General features: G+C 63.3%; 18 protein-coding genes. 6 read left to right on the top strand and 12 right to left on the bottom strand.

Annotated features, from left to right (window positions below; translation table 11 throughout):
* Together purD and AC1D1B_RS10430 are read right to left on the bottom strand one after the other, a co-directional pair.
* Positions 1-1293: a phosphoribosylamine--glycine ligase gene (gene purD, locus AC1D1B_RS10425; RefSeq protein WP_477331763.1), complete on the bottom strand. Its 1293-nt coding sequence runs from the start codon at positions 1291-1293 to the stop codon at positions 1-3.
* Positions 1294-1440: 147 nt separating this feature from the next.
* A complete protein-coding gene (locus tag AC1D1B_RS10430) occupies positions 1441-2235 on the bottom strand; it encodes a phytanoyl-CoA dioxygenase family protein (protein WP_477331765.1) in 795 nt (264 codons plus the stop codon).
* Between the two features lie 90 nt (positions 2236-2325).
* On the opposite strand from AC1D1B_RS10430, the gene AC1D1B_RS10435 reads away from it, so the two are divergent.
* A complete protein-coding gene (locus tag AC1D1B_RS10435) occupies positions 2326-3237 on the top strand; it encodes a LysR family transcriptional regulator (protein ID WP_477331767.1) in 912 nt (303 codons plus the stop codon).
* A gap of 51 nt (positions 3238-3288) precedes the next feature.
* The gene (ubiA, locus tag AC1D1B_RS10440) at positions 3289-4272 is read left to right on the top strand and encodes a 4-hydroxybenzoate octaprenyltransferase (RefSeq protein ID WP_477332122.1); all 984 of its coding nucleotides are present in this window, start codon (positions 3289-3291) and stop codon (positions 4270-4272) included.
* Positions 4273-4284: 12 nt separating this feature from the next.
* On the opposite strand, the gene AC1D1B_RS10445 is transcribed toward ubiA, so the two are convergent.
* The 3 genes from AC1D1B_RS10445 to AC1D1B_RS10455 all read right to left on the bottom strand — a co-directional run bounded on the left by AC1D1B_RS10445 (position 4285) and on the right by AC1D1B_RS10455 (position 7451).
* On the bottom strand, positions 4285-4851 hold the full coding sequence (locus tag AC1D1B_RS10445) for a DUF6101 family protein (RefSeq protein ID WP_192256257.1): 567 nt from the start codon (positions 4849-4851) through the stop codon (positions 4285-4287).
* Between the two features lie 185 nt (positions 4852-5036).
* Positions 5037-6467: an FAD-binding oxidoreductase gene (locus AC1D1B_RS10450; RefSeq protein ID WP_477331769.1), complete on the bottom strand. Its 1431-nt coding sequence runs from the start codon at positions 6465-6467 to the stop codon at positions 5037-5039.
* A gap of 18 nt (positions 6468-6485) precedes the next feature.
* Positions 6486-7451 (bottom strand): L-threonylcarbamoyladenylate synthase, encoded by a 966-nt coding sequence (locus AC1D1B_RS10455; RefSeq protein WP_477331771.1) that lies wholly within the window; start codon positions 7449-7451, stop codon positions 6486-6488.
* A gap of 161 nt (positions 7452-7612) precedes the next feature.
* On the opposite strand from AC1D1B_RS10455, the gene AC1D1B_RS10460 reads away from it, so the two are divergent.
* Entirely contained in the window at positions 7613-8083 is a 471-nt protein-coding gene (locus tag AC1D1B_RS10460; protein ID WP_477331773.1) for a hypothetical protein, read from the top strand.
* A gap of 146 nt (positions 8084-8229) precedes the next feature.
* Positions 8230-8622: a hypothetical protein gene (locus tag AC1D1B_RS10465; RefSeq protein WP_477331775.1), complete on the top strand. Its 393-nt coding sequence runs from the start codon at positions 8230-8232 to the stop codon at positions 8620-8622.
* Positions 8623-8757: 135 nt separating this feature from the next.
* Here AC1D1B_RS10465 and AC1D1B_RS10470 read toward each other — a convergent pair whose 3' ends face one another.
* Both AC1D1B_RS10470 and glyS read right to left on the bottom strand, forming a co-directional pair.
* Positions 8758-9132: a hypothetical protein gene (locus tag AC1D1B_RS10470; protein ID WP_477331777.1), complete on the bottom strand. Its 375-nt coding sequence runs from the start codon at positions 9130-9132 to the stop codon at positions 8758-8760.
* A gap of 150 nt (positions 9133-9282) precedes the next feature.
* Positions 9283-11724, bottom strand: coding sequence for a glycine--tRNA ligase subunit beta (gene glyS, locus AC1D1B_RS10475; protein WP_477331779.1), 2442 nt, complete (start codon positions 11722-11724; stop codon positions 9283-9285).
* A gap of 221 nt (positions 11725-11945) precedes the next feature.
* Between glyS and AC1D1B_RS10480 the strand changes: the two genes are divergently transcribed.
* Positions 11946-12116 (top strand): hypothetical protein, encoded by a 171-nt coding sequence (locus AC1D1B_RS10480; RefSeq protein WP_477331781.1) that lies wholly within the window; start codon positions 11946-11948, stop codon positions 12114-12116.
* On the opposite strand, the gene AC1D1B_RS10485 is transcribed toward AC1D1B_RS10480, so the two are convergent.
* A complete protein-coding gene (locus AC1D1B_RS10485) occupies positions 12113-12799 on the bottom strand; it encodes a DUF4328 domain-containing protein (protein ID WP_477331782.1) in 687 nt (228 codons plus the stop codon). The two genes, AC1D1B_RS10480 and AC1D1B_RS10485, sit on opposite strands and share 4 nt — an antisense overlap.
* 77 nt (positions 12800-12876) lie before the next feature.
* Entirely contained in the window at positions 12877-13821 is a 945-nt protein-coding gene (locus tag AC1D1B_RS10490) for a glycine--tRNA ligase subunit alpha (protein WP_477331784.1), read from the bottom strand.
* A 172-nt stretch (positions 13822-13993) separates the two neighbouring features.
* Here AC1D1B_RS10490 and AC1D1B_RS10495 point away from each other — a divergent pair, with 172 nt between their 5' ends.
* Positions 13994-14455, top strand: coding sequence for an N-acetyltransferase family protein (locus AC1D1B_RS10495; RefSeq protein WP_477331786.1), 462 nt, complete (start codon positions 13994-13996; stop codon positions 14453-14455).
* 63 nt (positions 14456-14518) lie between these two features.
* Here the strand turns inward: AC1D1B_RS10495 and AC1D1B_RS10500 are convergent, their stop codons facing one another.
* The 3 genes from AC1D1B_RS10500 to AC1D1B_RS10510 all read right to left on the bottom strand — a co-directional run bounded on the left by AC1D1B_RS10500 (position 14519) and on the right by AC1D1B_RS10510 (position 17607).
* On the bottom strand, positions 14519-16297 hold the full coding sequence (locus tag AC1D1B_RS10500) for a tetratricopeptide repeat protein (protein WP_477331788.1): 1779 nt from the start codon (positions 16295-16297) through the stop codon (positions 14519-14521).
* A gap of 192 nt (positions 16298-16489) precedes the next feature.
* Positions 16490-16906 carry a DUF1284 domain-containing protein gene (locus tag AC1D1B_RS10505; protein WP_477331790.1) on the bottom strand — a complete coding sequence of 139 codons (417 nt, stop codon included), beginning with the start codon at positions 16904-16906 and terminating at the stop codon, positions 16490-16492.
* Positions 16907-17016: 110 nt separating this feature from the next.
* Positions 17017-17607 (bottom strand): biotin transporter BioY, encoded by a 591-nt coding sequence (locus AC1D1B_RS10510; protein WP_477331792.1) that lies wholly within the window; start codon positions 17605-17607, stop codon positions 17017-17019.
* Between the last annotated feature and the right edge of the window lie 246 nt (positions 17608-17853).

Genomic DNA, 17853 nt, shown 5'->3' on the forward strand with positions numbered 1-17853 from the left:
TTACCCGGCGGCGCTGGTTTTCTCCCGCGCCACTGCCTGCCAGCCTATGTCGCGACGGCAAAAGCCTTGCGGCCAGTCGATGCGGTCGAGGGCGGCGTAGGCACGGCTCTGCGCTTCGCCGACCGTCTTGCCTGACGCGGTGACGTTGAGCACGCGGCCGCCATTGGCGACCAGCGCGCCGCCATTGATGGCGGTGCCGGCATGGAAGATTTCAACGCCATCGCCGTCGCCAGCGGCTTCGTCGAGGCCACGGATGACCGAGCCCTTTTCCGGCGTGCCGGGATAGCCCCGCGCCGCCATCACCACGGTCAGCGCGGCATCGTCGCGCCAGCGCACAGAACTGTGTGCCAACTGCCCATCGACGGCGGCGTTGAGCAGCACCAGGAGATCGTCCTTCAGCCGCATCATCAGCACCTGGCATTCGGGATCGCCGAAGCGGGTGTTGTATTCGATCAGCTTCGGTCCCTTGTCCGTGATCATCAGCCCGGCAAAGAGAATGCCGGCGAATGGCGCGCCAAGCTCGGCCATGCCGCGCATGGTCGGCTCGACGATCTCGCGCATGGTGCGCTCGACCATCTCGGGCGTCATTACGGGCGCCGGCGAATAGGCGCCCATGCCGCCGGTGTTGGGGCCGGTGTCGCCGTCGCCGACGCGCTTGTGGTCCTGCGCGGTGCCGAAGGGCAGTGCCGTGGTGCCGTCGCACAGGCAGAAGAAACTTGCCTCCTCGCCGGTCATGAATTCCTCGACCACCACTTCGGCGCCGGCATCGCCAAAGGCGCCGTCGAAACAGGCATCGAGCGCGGCGCGCGCCTCGTCCAACGTCATGGCGATGGTGACACCCTTGCCGGCGGCAAGCCCATCAGCCTTGATGACGATCGGCGCGCCGACCTTTTCGACATAGGCCTTGGCGGCGGCGAGATCGGTGAAGCGGCCATAGGCGGCGGTCGGGATATCGTATTTCGCGCAGAGGTCCTTGGTGAAGCCTTTCGAGCCTTCAAGCCTTGCCGCCCGCTTCGACGGGCCGAAGACGCGGATGCCCTGATCGCGCAGATCGTCGGCAATGCCGGCGACCAGCGGGCCTTCCGGCCCGACGACGACGAGGTCGATCGCGTTGTCCTTGCAGAAGGCGGTGACCGCGGCATGGTCGGCGATATCGAGCTTGACCAGTTCAGCCTCGCGGGCGATGCCCGGATTGCCGGGCGTGGCATAGAGCTTGGTTAAAAGCGGCGAGGCCGCGATCTTCCAGGCCAGGGCATGTTCGCGGCCGCCGGAGCCGATCAACAAAACGCGCATGCCAATGTCCCTTGTCATTTCACGACAGGGACTGCGCTATTGCGCCGGGCGGCGCGGGTCAAGAGCTTTACCTTGCGCGATGCCGGTTGCGCACGGGAACGTCGCGCGCACCGGCAAGCCGAGGTAGAAAAGCGCTGTCTCGCAGGCTCAGCTCTGGAAAACCACTGGGAACCAGTCCTCGCGCAATTTCTGGCCGGGCTTCATATCATGGCCGGGATAGGGCGGCGACGTGCGGCCGGGGCGCTCGACATAGCGCGCATCGTCGCCGACCCAGCGCAGCGATAGCGCCCGGCGTCGCGCCGCCGTCGGATTGCCGCGCGCGCCATGCGCTGTGCGGAAGTCGAACAATATGGCGTCGCCCGGCTCCATCTCCCATTCGAGCACCTTCAGCGACGGGTCGTTGTCGGGATCCGGCACCGGCCGATAGTCACCCTCGCCGGCGTAGAAATTGTCATCGTTCAGCCAGCGCACCGGCAGCACCATCTTGTCCCATTTGTGCGAGCCGGCGATCAGCCGCAGCGTCGCTTCCTTGACCGGATCGATCGGGATCCAGAAGCTGACGGTCTGGCTGCCGTCGACGAAATAGTACGGGATGTCCTGGTGCCAGGGCGTCGGCTTCTGCGTGCCCGGCTCCTTGACCAGAACATGGTCGTGGAAGAACTGGGCGCTGCGCGACTGCATCGCGGCCGCGGCCAGTTCGGCGGCCGGCGAGTTGCGCACCACGTCGACGAATTCGGGAATGCGCTCCCAGTTGCAGTAATCGTCGAAGAAGCTGCCCTTGCCGTTGGCGATGTCCGACGCCGTGGCGCTGCGGTTCTGCATGTTGCGCTCGATGCCGGCGGCGATGGTGCCGACCCAATCCTTGAAGGCGCCACGTATGCAGACCGCGCCATCGCGCTGATAATCGGCAATTGCTGCGGCATCGATGTATCTGGCGGCCATGTCATGTCTCCCCTGTTGGATGACCGACTATCGCAGCCGCCGCACATCGCGTAAAATAATAACTTCTCATCTTCCTTATAGCTTAATCCTATGAACCTGACCCTTGCCCAGCTCCGTTACCTCGTCGCCGTTGCCCGGCATGGCAGCGTCACCGCGGCCGCGCGGATGCTGAACGTCTCACAGCCGTCGATCTCGGTGGCGATCGACAATGTCGAAGCCACGCTCGGCCAGAAATTGTTCGTGCGCCAACGCGGCAGCGGCATCGCGCTGACCTCGTTCGGCCGCGGCGCGGTGGCCAAGGCAAAGCAGGTGCTGGCCGAAGCTGACGAACTGGTAGGGCTCGGCACGCGCGATGCCGATGTCGGCGGCGAGCTGGTGCTCGGCTGTTTCGAGGATCTGGCGCCCTATTTCGCGCCGGCGCTGATCCGTGCTTTTTCGCAGCGCTGCCCGACGGTCACTGTGGTCGTGCGCGACGAGACCTTCGAGACGCTGGGCCGGCGGCTCGGCGATTCCGCCATCGATCTCGGCCTGACCTACGATCTCGGCCTGCCCTCGCACTTCGCCCGCATCCTGCTGCATGAGCTGCGGCCGCACGCGCTTCTGCCGCAAGGCCACGCGCTGGCCGGCCAGGCCAGCGTCAGCCTGGCGGAGCTGGCGAGCCATCCACTTGTTACCACCGACCAGCCGCACAGCTGGCAGCATATGCTGGACCTGTTCCTCAGCCGCGGCCTGTCGCCGGTCTCGCAGTCGACGACGAGTTCATTCGAACTGCAGCGCAGCATGGTGGCCAACGGCTTCGGCGTCGCGGTGAGCTACACCAGGCCATATGGCGACAGGAGTTATGACGGCCTGCCGCTGGTCTGCAAGCCGCTGTCCGACCCGCTGCCGATGCAGCGCATCATCCTCACCCATGACACAAGGCAGAGGCTTTCGAAGGCGGCGCTGGCCTTCATCGAGGTGGCGAAGGAATGGTTTGCCAGCCATGATGTTTTCACCGCCTGAGCGACAATGCGGCCGCTTGACGGCGCTTGCCGCTGCTGCCACTCCAGCACGATGGAAACCATCCAGTCGAAAGCGGCCCAGGGCCGCGTCGCCGACGCGCCGAGCGGCCATTGGGTCTACAAGATACTGCCGCGCTGGCTATGGCCCTATGCGCAGCTTGCCCGCTGGGACCGGCCTATCGGCTGGCAATTGCTGCTTTGGCCCTGCTGGTGGTCGGCAGCGCTTGCCGCCAGCGCCTATCCGCGCCCCACCGACCCGCTGCTCACATTGCTGCCGTCGCCGTGGTTCCTGGCCCTGTTCTTTGTCGGCGCCGTCGCCATGCGTGGCGCCGGCTGCACCTATAACGATCTGGTCGATCAGGACATTGACAACAAGGTCGAGCGCACGCGTTCGCGGCCTCTGCCGGCCGGCAAGGTGACGCGCCGCCAGGCCTGGATATTCCTGGTCATCCAGGCGTTGCTCGGCCTCGTCGTGCTGTTGCAGTTCAACGACTTCGCCATTCCGCTCGGCATCGTCTCGCTGGTCATCGTTGCCGTCTATCCCTTCATGAAGCGCTTCACCAATTGGCCGCAATTCGTGCTTGGCCTGGCCTTCTCCTGGGGTGCGCTGATGGGCTGGGCGGTGGAGTTCGGCGATCTCGATGGCCCTGCCATCATGCTCTATATCGGCTCGATCCTTTGGGTGATCGGCTACGACACGATCTATGCGCACCAGGACAAGGAAGACGACGCCATTGTCGGCGTGCGCTCGACGGCGCGGCTGTTCGGCGACAACACCAAGACCTGGCTGGTCGGGCTTTATGGCGGAACGCTGGTCTGCTTCGCCATTGCCTTTGCCTCGGCGCAAGCGCCGGTGGTGGCGCTGGCCGGGCTGATCGCCGCCGGCGCCCATATGGCGCGGCAGATAGCGGTGCTGGATATCAACGATCCCGACCAGTGCCTGCGGCTGTTCAAATCGAACAACCAGGTCGGCTGGCTGATCTTCATCGGCCTGATCGGCGGCTCGCTGTGGGTGGCGCTGAAGCCGCTGGTGTAGCGGCGGCTTTGGCTACTCTCTCGAAATGATCTCTTCGCCGTCGATGACCAGTCGCAGGCCGAGATCGCCAGCCCTGCGGCGGGCGAGGAAGCGCGGACGGCGCGTGGTCGATACACGACCCTTGCGGCGATCCTTGGCCGGCAACGCCTTGATGGCAGCGCCCAGGGATTCTTCCAGCGTACGGGCAATGCCGTCGGATTCGATCAGCAGCATCTGCAGCCGGTAGGCATCGGCCCAGGCGCGCCAGTCGGCGGCGACGTCGTCGAGATCGTCGGCCACCAGCAGCGGCACCGACAGCATCGGGTCGTTGTGCAGGAGTTCCAGGGTTACCGTGACATTGCCTTCCGGATCCTCCATCGCGCGGGCGGCGACGCCGCGAAACGCGTTGGCGGGCAGCGCGATGATCGCCGGCACGCCGCTCATCTCGAGCGTACGGCGGATGACGGCGCCACGCTGGTCGATGGTGAAGGTAACGTCGCCATAATCGTCGCGGGTGGCATAGCTGACCACTTGCGGCAGGCGGAATGGGTCCAGACGCATGTTGCGCCCAGCCCAGACGGGCTTCAGTACACTGTTCATCTACTGCCTTCCTGTGTTTCTCCTGAGAGCCGTTTTCACGGATCCCACCGGGCCAGTTTTCCCGGCCTCGTTATGCGAAACAGTAGCGCGGGCTCCTTACCGCTGCGCTTAAGAAAGTCAGTTAAATTTTGCTGATCTCAGTGGATGGTTATCGGAATGAGACCAGCCACAAGATGTTGAAAGGATCAGATAACCTTACCGGGATTCATGATCCCCGCCGGATCGAAAGCGGCCTTCACACGGCGCATCAGATCGATCGCCATTGGCGGCGCGGTTGCGATCAGTTCGTCGCGCTTCAACTGGCCGATGCCGTGCTCGGCCGAGATCGAGCCATGGAAGGAGCGCACGACATCGTGCACGGCATGGTTCATCGCGTGGTAGAGGCCGAGAAAGGCTTCGTCGTCACCCTCCTCCGGCCGGGAGATGTTGTAGTGGAGATTGCCGTCGCCCATGTGGCCGAAGCAGACGACACGCGCTTTCGGGCTGACCGAGGCGACAGCGCCGGCGGCCTTGGCGATGAACGCCGGGATGGATGCCACCGGCACCGAAATGTCATGCTTGATCGAGGCGCCTTCGGGCTTCTGCGAATCCGGCAGCACCTCGCGGAAATTCCAGAAGGCGTCGCCCTGCGCCAGGCTTGCCGCGATCACTGCGTCGCCGACGATGCCTTGCCCGAGACCTTCCGACAGCACTTCCTCGATCAGCCCCCTAGCGTCCTCGGGCGAGCGGCCCGACGAAACCTGCATCAGCACATACCAGGGCCAATCCTCGGCCAGCAGCCGGGTGACGCCCTGCGCGTGGCGGAGCGTGAAGTCATAGGGGCGTTGGCCGATCAGTTCGAAGGCGGTCAGCGCGGCCCCTGCCCGGTCCATGGCCAGGCTGAACAGGGACAGGGCCGCCTCCGGCGACGACAGGCCGGCAAAGGCGACCTCGCGCCCTTTCGGCTTGGGAAACAGTTTCAGCACCGCCGCGGTGATGATGCCGAGCGTGCCTTCGGCGCCGACGAACAGGTTCTTCAAATCGTAGCCGGTGTTGTCCTTCTTCAACTTGCGCAAATCGTCGAACACCTCGCCGGTCGGCAGCACCACTTCAACGCCGAGGCAGAGTTCGCGGGCATTGCCATAGGCAAGCACGCCGGTGCCTCCGGCATTGGACGAGAGATTGCCGCCGATCTGGCAGGAGCCTTGCGCGGCGAGCGACAGCGGAAACAGCCGGTCGGCTGCATCGGCGGCTTCCTGCAGCGTCTGCAGAATGACGCCGGCCTCGACGGTCACCGTGTTGGAGAAGACGTCGATCTCGCGGATGCGGTTCAGCCTCGACAGCGACAGCACAATTTCGCGACCAGACGCGTCGGGCACCTGCGCGCCGACCAGCCCGGTGTTGCCGCTTTGCGGCACGACAGGCGTTCCCGTCTCGCTCGCCAAACGCATGATCCGGCTGACCTCGTCGACACTGCCAGGCCGCAGCACCAGCCCTGTCCTGCCGTGCCAAAGCCCGCGCCGCTCGGTGAGGTATGGCGCGATATCGGCCTGGTCGCGCAACGCATATTTGTCGCCGACGATTGCCGCGAAGCGATCGATGAGGGCGGGGTCGAGATCGAAGGGGGCGTCGTTCATGGGCAGAAACTATGGCGCTCAGTCGAGCTTGTCACGTGGGGCAGCAGCACGAAACAGCCGATCGTTGATCGCCTCGCCGAGCCCGTCGACCGGGATCGGCTCGACGGCGATCGTCGCCGCACCGCTGCTGTCGAGCTCCTGCAGATAGGCGAAGAGATTGCTTGCTGCTTCGCGCAGGTCGCCTGACGCGGACAGGTTGCGCAAGGCGACGGCCGTTTGCCATCCTTCGGCGCGGTCGCCACCAAATGCCAGCAAGGCCTCGCCTTCGGATACGCTTTGCGCATTGAGCCGCACCGCGGCGCCCGGCGCATAGTGCGACGCCAGCATGCCTGGCGCCTCGATGCCCGCCATGACGCCGCGGAGCAATTTTGTGCCGATGACGGCTTCGATGTCGGCGGCGGCGATGCCGCCTGGCCTCAGCAGCCGCACTATGTTGCCTTCGACCTTGACGATGGTCGATTCCAGCCCGACCGGGGTCGCGCCGCCGTCGACCACCAACCGGATTTTAGCGCCGAGATCCGCCGCCACGGCCTCGGCCGTAGTGGCGCTGATCTTGCCCGAAGAGTTCGCGCTGGGCGCCGCCAGCGGCCGGCCGAGTCTTGCGATCAACTCGCCGCCGAACCCCTTCGGCATGCGCAGCGCAATCGTGTCCAGCCCGGCGGTAACCAGCGGATGGATGCCGTTGCCGGTTTGCTGCGGCAACACCAGCGTCAGCGGCCCCGGCCAGAATGCCTCGGCCAGCCGCTTCGATAGCGGATCGAAGGTCGCAATGCGCTCGGCCATCGCCAGATCGGCGACATGGGCGATCAGCGGGTTGAAGCGCGGCCGGCCCTTGGCTTCGAAGATGCGGGCGACGCCAACGCCATTGGTGGCATCGCCGGCCAGTCCGTAGACGGTCTCGGTCGGGATGGCGACGACGTCGCCGCCCTCAAGCAGCGCCAGCGCCCGCTCCATCGCTTCGCCGACGGGTAGTATCTCAGCCACTCGCATCACCTCACAGGCGCCGGACCTAATACGGCAGCGATTTTCGGGCAAGTGCGGGCGTTGGTGAATTATCAATGCCTAAAATGCTATGTTTCCCTGCAAGCCGGCATCAATCCACTGGGGTTAAGGCTACCGGCTTGTTGGGTAAGGGGACGGTTGCGATGTCGATGCGTGTGCTTGCAGCGCTTGGTTTTACCCTGGCGGCAATGACCGGTGGGGCACAGGCCTCGTCGATCGTCTTTCTCGGCATCTCGAAATCCACGCCATCGGTCATCAAGGTCGGCGAACCCGAACCGATGAAGGTCGCCTCGACGCCATCGATCGTGGCGGTCGGCGATGCCCAGCCCGACGTGACTTATGAAAAGGTTGCGGCAATTCCCGAAAAGCCCAGGCACGGCAACCAGAACCCGATGATCATTCGCGGCGGCATCGTCGGCGGCGCCTTCGCCACACCGGCTCCTGCCAAGGCGAGCGCTGCAGCAGCGCCGGCAGCGGAGACGAAGCCTGGTGCAGAGACCGCACCAGCCGGAACTGCGACGGCATCGAACGGTAAGCCTGAGTCGCAGCCGGCGGCGCCCAAGCCGGCGGCAACGCCGCAGCAGCCGATCCAAGGCGTCGGCAAAGCCGAGTAAGCCATTCAGCCAAAACAGTCGGCCAGTCCATCCCGCTTGACGCCGATCGGCGCCCCGGCGCACGATCGGCCTGTCGGCGGCGGCCCCAATTTCGCCAATCGGTTTTGGCATGAGCGCGCCGGGTTTCAAGTGAGCAAGGGGGTATCATGAACAGGGCGAAATCATTGACTATTGCCGGCCTGTTGCTGGCGTCATGTCTGAGCGTCGGCAGCGCGCAGGCCGGTGACGACATGCTGGGGTCTTATGTCGCGCGCATTTCCGATCGCGACCACCATGCCAGCGATGGCTATGAGCTGAGCAGCGCGGCGCAGATGGTGCGGCAGGACCGCGCCAACTGGCACAAGTTTCACCGGCGCGACGCCGACGACCAGGGCGACGACTGGTTTAGCAGCAATGATGATCGGGCCTATCTGGAACGCATGCTGAAGCGCGGCGGCGCGATGAGTTCCTCGACACGGAACGCCATCGTCAACGGCGAGCCGCTGATCCAGGTCGATGTCTATTCAGACAGCGTGCATGTCAGCATCCTTGAGGACTGACAAAGTCAGCCTCGGGGAGGACTGACGGAGTCAGTTTCCGGGAGGCCTGACGGAGTCAGTTTCCGGGAGGCCTGAAAACAAGAAGGGCGGCGTGTGAACGCCGCCCTTCTCGTTTGATATCAGTCGCCTGAAAGCTCAGGCGGCTTCTTCCTTGTCGTCGCCGTCTTCGGACTCTTCTTTCTCGTCCTCGTCGTCGGATTCTTCTTCGTCAGCGTCGCCGGCTTCGGCCTTCACGCTGTCGTCGTCTTCGTCCTCGTCGTCTTCTTCGTCCTCATCGTCGTCCGAAGAGGCGGTGGTTTCTTCGCCTTCTTCATCACCCGATTCGTCGCTGTCTTCGTCATCGCCGGCCTCGTCATCCGACAGATCGGCGGCCTCGACCGCCGTGGCGGCGGCGTGGTCGAGAATGTTTTCGGAAGCGGATTCAAGCGCCTCGGGAGTGCCCGAGGTTTCTTCTGTCACTTCGATGTCGTGAGCGGAATTCATGGAAGCCTCCGTGGGGGTTGGGAACATGTCCTTTTTGCCACGGAGAGATCATCGTCATATGACTGTAAGCCGGCTCGGGCGGCTGGCGGCGAAGATATTTTTCCGCGCTTTGTTTGAGCATGATCTTGTCCGAAAACCGGGCAAGCCACTTTTCGGGATCATGCTTTCGCTTGCCCTTTAGCCAGCTATTCTGGAGAAGTCGGCGACCTGATCGGTGGCCGCACGGATGCGGGCGAGCAGCGCCAGACGGTTGGCGCGCACGGCCTGGTCCTCATCATTCACAAGAACGCGTTCAAAGAATGAATCAACCGGTTCACGCAACACGCTAAGCGCCAGCATGGCGGCGGAAAAGTCTTCGTTTTGAATCGCTTCGCCGGCTTGCTTCTCAGCCTGATTCACCGCCGCAAACAGTGATTTCTCTGCCTCATCGCGAAACAGCGCCGGCTCAACAGTCTCGGCGATGACCGTTTTCTTCTTCTCCTCGGCAGCCAGAATGTTGGCCGCGCGCTTGGTGCCGGCGAGCAGGTTCTTGCCGTCCTCGGTGTCGAGGAAGGAGCCGAGCGCTTCGACGCGGCGGACGATCTGCAGGAGATCATCGGACTGCGGCGTGATGACCGCGTCGATGAGATCGTGGCGGGCGCCCTGATCGCGGAGGTAGACCTTCAGGCGGTCGTGGAAGAAGGCGAGCAGGTCGGCGATGAATGGCGACAGCGATGCCTCCAATTCCATCATGCGCTGGCCGTCGAAGAACTCTCGTTCCTGGTCGGTCGAGCCAAAGGTTTGTGAATGTGCCTTGGCCAGGCCACCCTTCAGCAAGTCGGAAACCAAGCTTGCTTCCGACAACAGCTGACTCGTTCCCTTGTAGTCGCGAATACGAGAATCGAGCATCGCGACCACTCCGCGGCTCTCCGCCCCTTCGCCTTTTTGCTCGTACGCGGCGAGTGCCGAGGAGACCGCGGCCGCAATGGCGATGCCCAAGGAAAGCTTGAGCTTGTTTTCCAGGATGATCCTCACAACGCCCAGTGCAGCCCGGCGCAGCGCATAGGGGTCTTTTGATCCCGTCGGCTTTTCATCGATCGCCCAGAAGCCGACCAGCGTATCGATTTTGTCGGCCAGCGCGACGGCCATCGACACGGGATCGGTCGGCACGCGGTCGGACGGACCTTGCGGCTTGTAGTGCTCCTCGATGGCTGCGGCCACGGACGGATGCTCGCCCTGCAGCAGCGCATATTTGCGCCCCATGGCGCCTTGCAGTTCCGGGAATTCACCCACTGCTTCGGTTGTCAGATCAGCCTTGGCCAGCACGGAGGCTCGCCCCGCGCGCTCGTGCAGGTATTTCTGCTCGGTGTTGAGGTCGTCGGCGGACAGAAGCTTGCCGTCGAAGAATTTCGGCTGCTTCGACAAGGTGTCGGCAATCTCTTCGGCCAGCCGCTTGATCCGCTCCACCCGTTCGCCTTGCGTGCCGAGCTTGGCGTGGAAGGTGACATTGAGATGATCGAGGCGGGCCATGCGCTGGTCGAGTGGCTTTTTCAGATCGAGCCCGAACTTTTTCGCCGATGCCTCGAGCTGCTCCAGATCGGGCAGATCACCCTGGTCCGTCTTCCAGAAATAGAGCGCATCCGACAGGCGCGCGCGCACCACCTTGCCGTTGCCATGCGCGATCTCCTTGCCGCCGTCCTTGGCCTCGATGTTGGCGGTGAGGATGAAACGGTTGGAGAGGTTTTCGCCATCGCCCTGCGGCCGGGTGACAAAGCACTTCTGGTTGGCACGGATGGTCAGCCGGACCACTTCAGGCGGAATGGCGAGAAAGGCCTGCTCGAATTCGCCCATCAGCACCACCGGCCATTCGACAAGACCCGACACTTCTTCCAGCAGCCCTTCGTCCTCGACCAGGTCGAGCCCGTTGGCGAAGGCGAGATTGCGGGCGTCGGCAAGGATGATCTCCTTGCGCCGGTCGCCATCGAGCACGACCTTGGCCGCTTCCAGCTTGGTCACGTAATCGTCGAAGCGGCGCACGGTGATTTCACCCGGCGCCATGAAACGATGGCCGTAGGTGATATTGCCCGAGCGAAGGCCGTCGATCTCGAAATCGACAACCACCGGCTCCTCCGTCTCCGGGCCGAAGGTGCACAGGATCGTCTGCAGCGGCCGCACCCATCGCAACGAGCCTGGCTTGGCCGAAGCCGGCCCCCAGCGCATCGATGTCGGCCAGGGGAAGCTGCGGATGATGGCCGGCACCAGTTCGGCGATGATGGCTTCGGCCGGCCGGCCCGGCTTGGAGATATGGGCGACGTAGAAATCGCCCTTCTTCGGGTCGGAATGGATATGCGCCTCGGCAACCGAGGCGAGGCCGGCCTTGCGCAGAAATCCCTGCACCGCCTGTTCCGGTGCCGTCGTCGACGGCCCCTTGATCTCCTCGTGGATGTCCTTCGAACGCGCGGTCAGGCCCCTGATGTCGAGCGTGAGCCGCCGCGGCGTCCAGTATTCGCGCGCGGCCTCATAGGTCAGGCCCGCCTCGACCAGACCGTCGGTCAGCATCTTCCTGAGATCGCCCGCCGCCTTGCGCTGCATGCGGGCCGGTATTTCCTCGGAGCGAAGTTCTAAGAGCAGGTCAGGCATGGATGGAACTCGCGCGACAGTGGTCGGCGGGGCATAGCAACTCGGCTGGCCGCTGTCACCCTTTCCCCGGCAATCGGCGCAACTACCGTCAATTTCCAAAAATTTTCAAAGCGCTGTCGGGCGGCAAGCAGCCCGCCCGTCCTTGGATCAAAGATTTCCATGAACCAAACGCAGCGCTGAAGCGACCAACGCTCAGGCAGGGACCTATTGGCTGAACGACCATGAAAACGGCATCGAGACTTCTCCAGATACTCGCACTCAGCGCCTGTTTCGCCGCGCAGGTGCATGGCGCCTTCTCGATGCCGGGCGTACGGCAGGCCTTGCGGACCATGGCCGGATCGAGCGGCCAGAGCACGCCTGATGTAACCTACACCGTTTCCCTTTCCACCTAGGCGGGATCTGGCTGCTCCGAGGTCTCCTCTAGAGCTGCCGCCGGCTGGGCCGTCTGCCGTCGCGAGATCTCTTTGACGACCTCCAGAAAGGCCAGACTCAAAAACACGCTGACGACATCGGAGGCCATCATCGCCAGACTTGCATTCTGCAGCTCCGGGATTTCCTCCGCTTTCATGGTGAGCCGAAAAGCGACCCGGTCGAATATGTTGGAGGCAAGCCAGACGAACCACCAGATCGCCAAAATGCCCGGCGCCGACTCTGTCTTCCAGCTTTTCGATCCGCCGCTCGCCCGCCAGATCTCGGCCATCGCCTGATACGGCTTCCAGAGATTGGCGACCGGGATGAAATACCAGCCGATCGCCCAATTCGGCGTGAACTCCATATCGGTGGCGCCGAGCGCCCTGGCGTTCTTGTTGGCCAGCCTTATCCAGCCAAGGATGCTTATTCCCGCCACCAGCCAGAGAACGACCTGGATGATGCCGACAATCCTCTGCCTGTTGTCGCTCGAATCGGCGGCCGCCGAAACGTCGTAATCAAGGCTTCCAGTTCCGTTGCCGATATCGACCAGAAGCTGGAACTCGAAATAGCCGGACACGACAGCGATGACATCGACCGCTATGAGGACCCACAAGATGCGGATCACCCAAGTGGTGCTTGCCGAAAAATCCCTAAAAATGCTCACGTCAGCCCGCTCCTCATCCGCGCCCTGCACAAGCTAGACGCGCAAAGGCCGACGCTCAAGCAGTCAGCACCGATCGGTCAGGCCGCCAGACCACCGGCCTGGGTCATCAGGAACGCTTCGCCACAGGCTTTCGCTAGATTGCGCACGCGCAGGATGTAGCTCTGCCGCTCGGTGACGGAAATCACGCCACGCGCGTCGAGCAGGTTGAAGACGTGGCTGGCCTTGATGCACTGGTCATAGGCCGGGAAGACCATGCGGTGCATCGGCAAATTGTCATTCGAGGCCGGCGCTCCGGCAGCGAGCAGCGCCTTGCATTCGGCTTCAGCGTCTTCAAAGTGCCTGAGCAGCATCGCGGTGTTTGCATATTCGAAATTGTGCCTGGAATATTCCTGCTCAGCCTGGAGGAAGACCTCGCCATAGGTGACTTTTTCAGCACCTTCGCGGCCGTTGAAGTTGAGGTCGTAGACATTGTCGACGCCCTGCACATACATGGCCAGCCGCTCCAGGCCGTAGGTCAGTTCTCCCGCCACCGGTGCGCATTCGATGCCGCAGACCTGCTGGAAATAGGTGAATTGCGACACTTCCATGCCGTCGCACCAGCACTCCCAGCCAAGCCCCCAGGCACCCAGCGTCGGGCTTGCCCAGTCGTCCTCGACGAAGCGGATGTCGTGCAGCAGCGGGTCGACGCCGATCGCCTTGAGCGAGCCGAGATAGAGCTCCTGCAGGTTCGGCGGATTGGGCTTCAGGATCACCTGGTACTGGTAATAATGCTGCAGCCGGTTGGGGTTTTCGCCATAGCGGCCGTCCTTGGGCCGGCGCGAAGGCTGCACATAGGCGGCATTCCAGCCCCTGGGCCCAAGCGCGCGCAGCGTGGTTGCCGGATGAAAGGTGCCGGCGCCGACCTCCATATCGTAGGGCTGCAGGATGACGCAACCATAGGCGGCCCAGTAATTGTGCAGGGTCAGGATCAGCCCCTGGAACGAACGGCTGGGATGCATATGGGCTGGACTGTCTGACGTCACGGCGGCCTCGCAAAGCGCGAAAAAGAAGACATTCCCTAGTTGCCGGGCCGGCAAGCGTCAAGGCAGGGCGGCACCTGGCCGGGAGGTTGAACGCTTTGGTAAAGGCTGGCCCATTGCCGGACGGCGCCGGCGGCCGTTTGCTCAGCTCAGTTCCATCGACAAAGGTTCAGCCATGTCCGGCCAGTCCATCGTGCGCCCCATCACCCGCCAGGATTACGAGCAATGGCTGCCGCTGTGGGACGGCTACAACGCCTTTTACGGCCGCTCGGGTGAAACCGCCCTGCCCGGCGACATCACCGCAATGACCTGGTCGCGCTTCTTCGATGCCTATGAGCCGATGCATGCACTGGTCGCCGAGAGCGAAGGCAACCTTCTGGGTCTCGTCCACTTCCTCTACCACCGCACCACCACGGCGATTTCGCCGAACTGCTATCTGCAGGACCTTTTCACCTCCGAAGCATCGCGCGGCACGGGCGTCGGCCGGGCGCCGATCGAAGGCGTGTACGAACGTGCGAAAGCCGCCGGCTCGGGCCGCGTCTATTGGCTGACGCACGAGACCAACCATACGGCGATGAAGCTTTACGACAAGATCGGCGAGCTTTCGGGGTTTGTCGTCTATCGGAAGCTGTTTTGATGCAGTTCTGAAACGAAAGCGGGGCTCCAGAGAGCCCCGCTTAAACGAGTATTAGCTGCCCAATCAGCCTTTCGGCGCGGGCGCCGGTGCGACTGGCTTGACCTTCGGGGTTTCCTGCGCGGTGTTGGATTCGATCGGCGGCAGGCCCTTCATCAGCTTCTGCTGCAAGATGGCGAGCACATCGGGATCCGGCTTCAGGTCGCGCGCCTGGTTCCACTGGAAGGTGGCTTCGAGCTTGCGGCCGACGCGCCAATAGGCATCGCCGAGATGGTCGTTGAGCACCGGGTCTTCCGGCTTCAGCGACACGGCGCGCTCCATTTCGCGCACGGCGTCATCGAACCGCCCCATGCGGAAATAGGCCCAACCCAGAGAATCGACGATGTAGCCATCGCTCGGCCTGAGGTCGACGGCCTTCTGGATCATCGCAAGGCCTTCCTTGAGGTTCATGTTCATGTCGACCCAGGAATAGCCGAGATAGTTCAGCACCTGCGGCTGGTCGGGGAACAGTTCCAGCGCCTTGCGGAAATTCGGCTCGGCCTTCGGCCATTCCTTCAGCCGCTCATAGGCGATGCCGCGCTGATAATAGATGTTCCAATTGGCATTGGTCGGCGTCTTCAGCACAGCAGCCGCCTTGTCGTAGAGATTGGCGGCGGAGCGGAAATCTTCCTTCGAGGCATAGACCCCGCCCAGCGCCAGATAGGCGCGCATGTCGTCGGGGTGGGCGTCGACGAATGCCTTCAGATGGGCGATCGCCTCGTCGTGACGGTTAAGATCGGCAAGGTTGAGGCCGAGCTGCAGGTCGGAAAGCTCCTTCAGCGGCGAGGAGGCCGGAATGCGGCGGTAGAGCGCGATGGCGCCTTCGCCGTCCTTCAGCTGCTCCGCAACGGCGGCGAGCTGCACCAAAGCGGCATCGCTGTCGGGCTTCAGGGCCAGCGCATATTGCAGATAGAGGCGCACGAACGGTTCGCCGCCGCCGCGATTGAGCGCAATGGCGAGGTCGAGCAGGATTTCGGAGGCGCCTTCCGACGGGCTGGAGACGAAGGGCTCGATCTTGTCGCCCTTGCTGATCCTGTCGCGAAGCGCCTGGATGTCGAGCTTGCCCGGCGCGAACGCCTCGGCCTTGTCGAGCACGTAGAGCGCCTTGTTCTTGTCGCCCTTGCGAGCCAGGAAAGACGCATAGGCCTGGGCGTTGCGCATCCAGGTCTCGGGCGCAGCACCGCCGGCGGTGATGTCGGTCAGGGTCGCGTCATAGAGCGCATCGGCCTTGTCCGACATGCCTGAGGCATCGGCGATCAGCGCGCGGTGGAAGGACTTGAACAGGCCGAACCAGTCCGGCCCCTGCAGCTTGTCGATGGAGGTCATCGCCTCGGTGGCGTTGCCGGCGCCCTCTTGTGCCCAGCCCGACATGACGCCCGAAATCAACCGGTCGAGATCGGATTCGAGCGACAGCTTGAGCCAGTACTGCGCCTTGGTGAAATCCTTCTTGTGGAAGGAATCGATCGCCAGCGCCAGACGCGAGAAGCGCTCGACGTCGGGAACTTCCTTGAGCTTGTCGGCATAGACCAGCGATTCCTCGAAGCGCCCCTGCGCGATCAGCGACAGCATCAGGCTTTGCTGCAGCGAGGTATCGCCGGGATTGAAGGCCAGCGCCTGTTTGTAATAGGCGATGGCATTGTCGAGATCATTGTCGCCTTCAGCGATGCGGGCGGCGAGATAGGCGCCCGAGAAGGATGAGATCTTGACCGGGTTGGTCGATTCTTTGGCGTAGGCGGGCAGCGGAGAAATCGCCATGCCTGCCACAATTGCCAGCCCTGCGAGCCAGCGCGCACGTCCTTGCCGCATCGTATCCCTTTCAGCCAAACGCCATCCCGCGTCGGCGCGGAGAAGCCACAGACTCGATGTTTCCGGACAAAGCATGGCCTTTTTGGGGTCAGGCTTCAATCCGGGCCGAATTCACAATCGGGTCACCCGATTAACAAACCATGGCGACGCACACACTGTCGGTTCGGGATAATAGCAGATTGGGATTGGGAGCTACAGCCTGACATCGCGATATCCGCCTGCAGCTACAGTGGTGCACAGGCCGGCCCATTCACAACCCTGGCAGGCCTCACGCGTCACACCGGCTGCAAAGGCCGCGCGCAGGCTGGCAAGCGTTGCCGCGTCGAGGCCGAAGCGGACGCCGGCCTGGATCGATCGGGCCAGCAGTTTGCCGACATCGCGTGCCGCCAGCTCGTCCCGACCGGCGGCGCTTTCGCGCAAACAGTGCGGCTCGGCCTCGCCGAGCAGCGGCTGGCAGATATCGTCTGGACCGGAGACGATCAGGATATCCTCGCCCCGGCCAAGACGTTTCGCGATCGCGTCATAATTGGCGACGAAGGCTGCGCTGTACCCTTTGCCGACATAGGTCAGCAAGCAAAGCAGGTGATGGGAGCGCAGCCTCACAGTCATGGTTTAGGACGCGGTTGCGGAGCCTGTTCCATCCCGATGGTATCGGGATGGGGCTCCTCCTTTTTGTTTGAGCATGATCTTTTCCGAAAACCGGACTCCACTTTTCGGGATCATGCTCCGGTCGGGTCCGCCTTACCGGAAAACAGCTTGAGCGTCGCGGCGCCGAGCGCCGACTTCAGCAAGCCGCCGACGAGGAAAGGCAGGAAACCGAAGGTGACGGCCTGTTCGAGGCCGATCATGACGGCGAGCCAGGCCGTGCCGAGAACCAGGCAGGCGAGATTGCCGAGGACCATGGCGGCGAAGGCAAGCACGACCTTGTTGCCGTTCCAGCCGCGTTCAGCCAGCCAGCCGACAAGCGCGCCGGTGACGGGGAAGGCGAAGAGATAGCCACCAGTCGGGCCGACGAAATGCGCTACGCCGGCAGCGCCCCCGGCCAGAACCGGAAAGCCGGCCGCGCCCTCGACCAGCCAGGCGGCGATCGTGATGGCGCCGAGCCGCCAGCCGTAGAGCGCGCCGATCAGGGTCACCGCGAAGGTTTGCATGGTCACGGGGACAGGCACCATCGGCACTTCGATGTAGGACGACAGCGCCAGAAACAGCGTGCCGAGGACGACGGCTCCGACCTGCCAGCCAAGCGAGCGGGTTTGCAGGCGCAACGGGCTGAAGGACGGCTTGGAGGGCGAAAAGGCGATGTCGGTCATGGCGGCTTCCCTGCTGGTTTCAAATTATAGATAATTTTGTTGTTCGATCTATTATCGAATCCATATTTACGCAGGGATGGCAAGGGCTGGTGTGGAAAAGTTTTGGAACATGGAGCTATTTCGGAGATGGCAGAGGGACAGCACCCCCCTCTGGCCTGCCGGCCATCTCCCCCGCAGGGAGGGAGATCGGATGTCGCCTATGCTTTCGCCAATCGCCGACATTGCAGGACCAGCTAATCTCCCCCC

The organism is Mesorhizobium sp. P2_C5_2 (assembly GCF_056404535.1).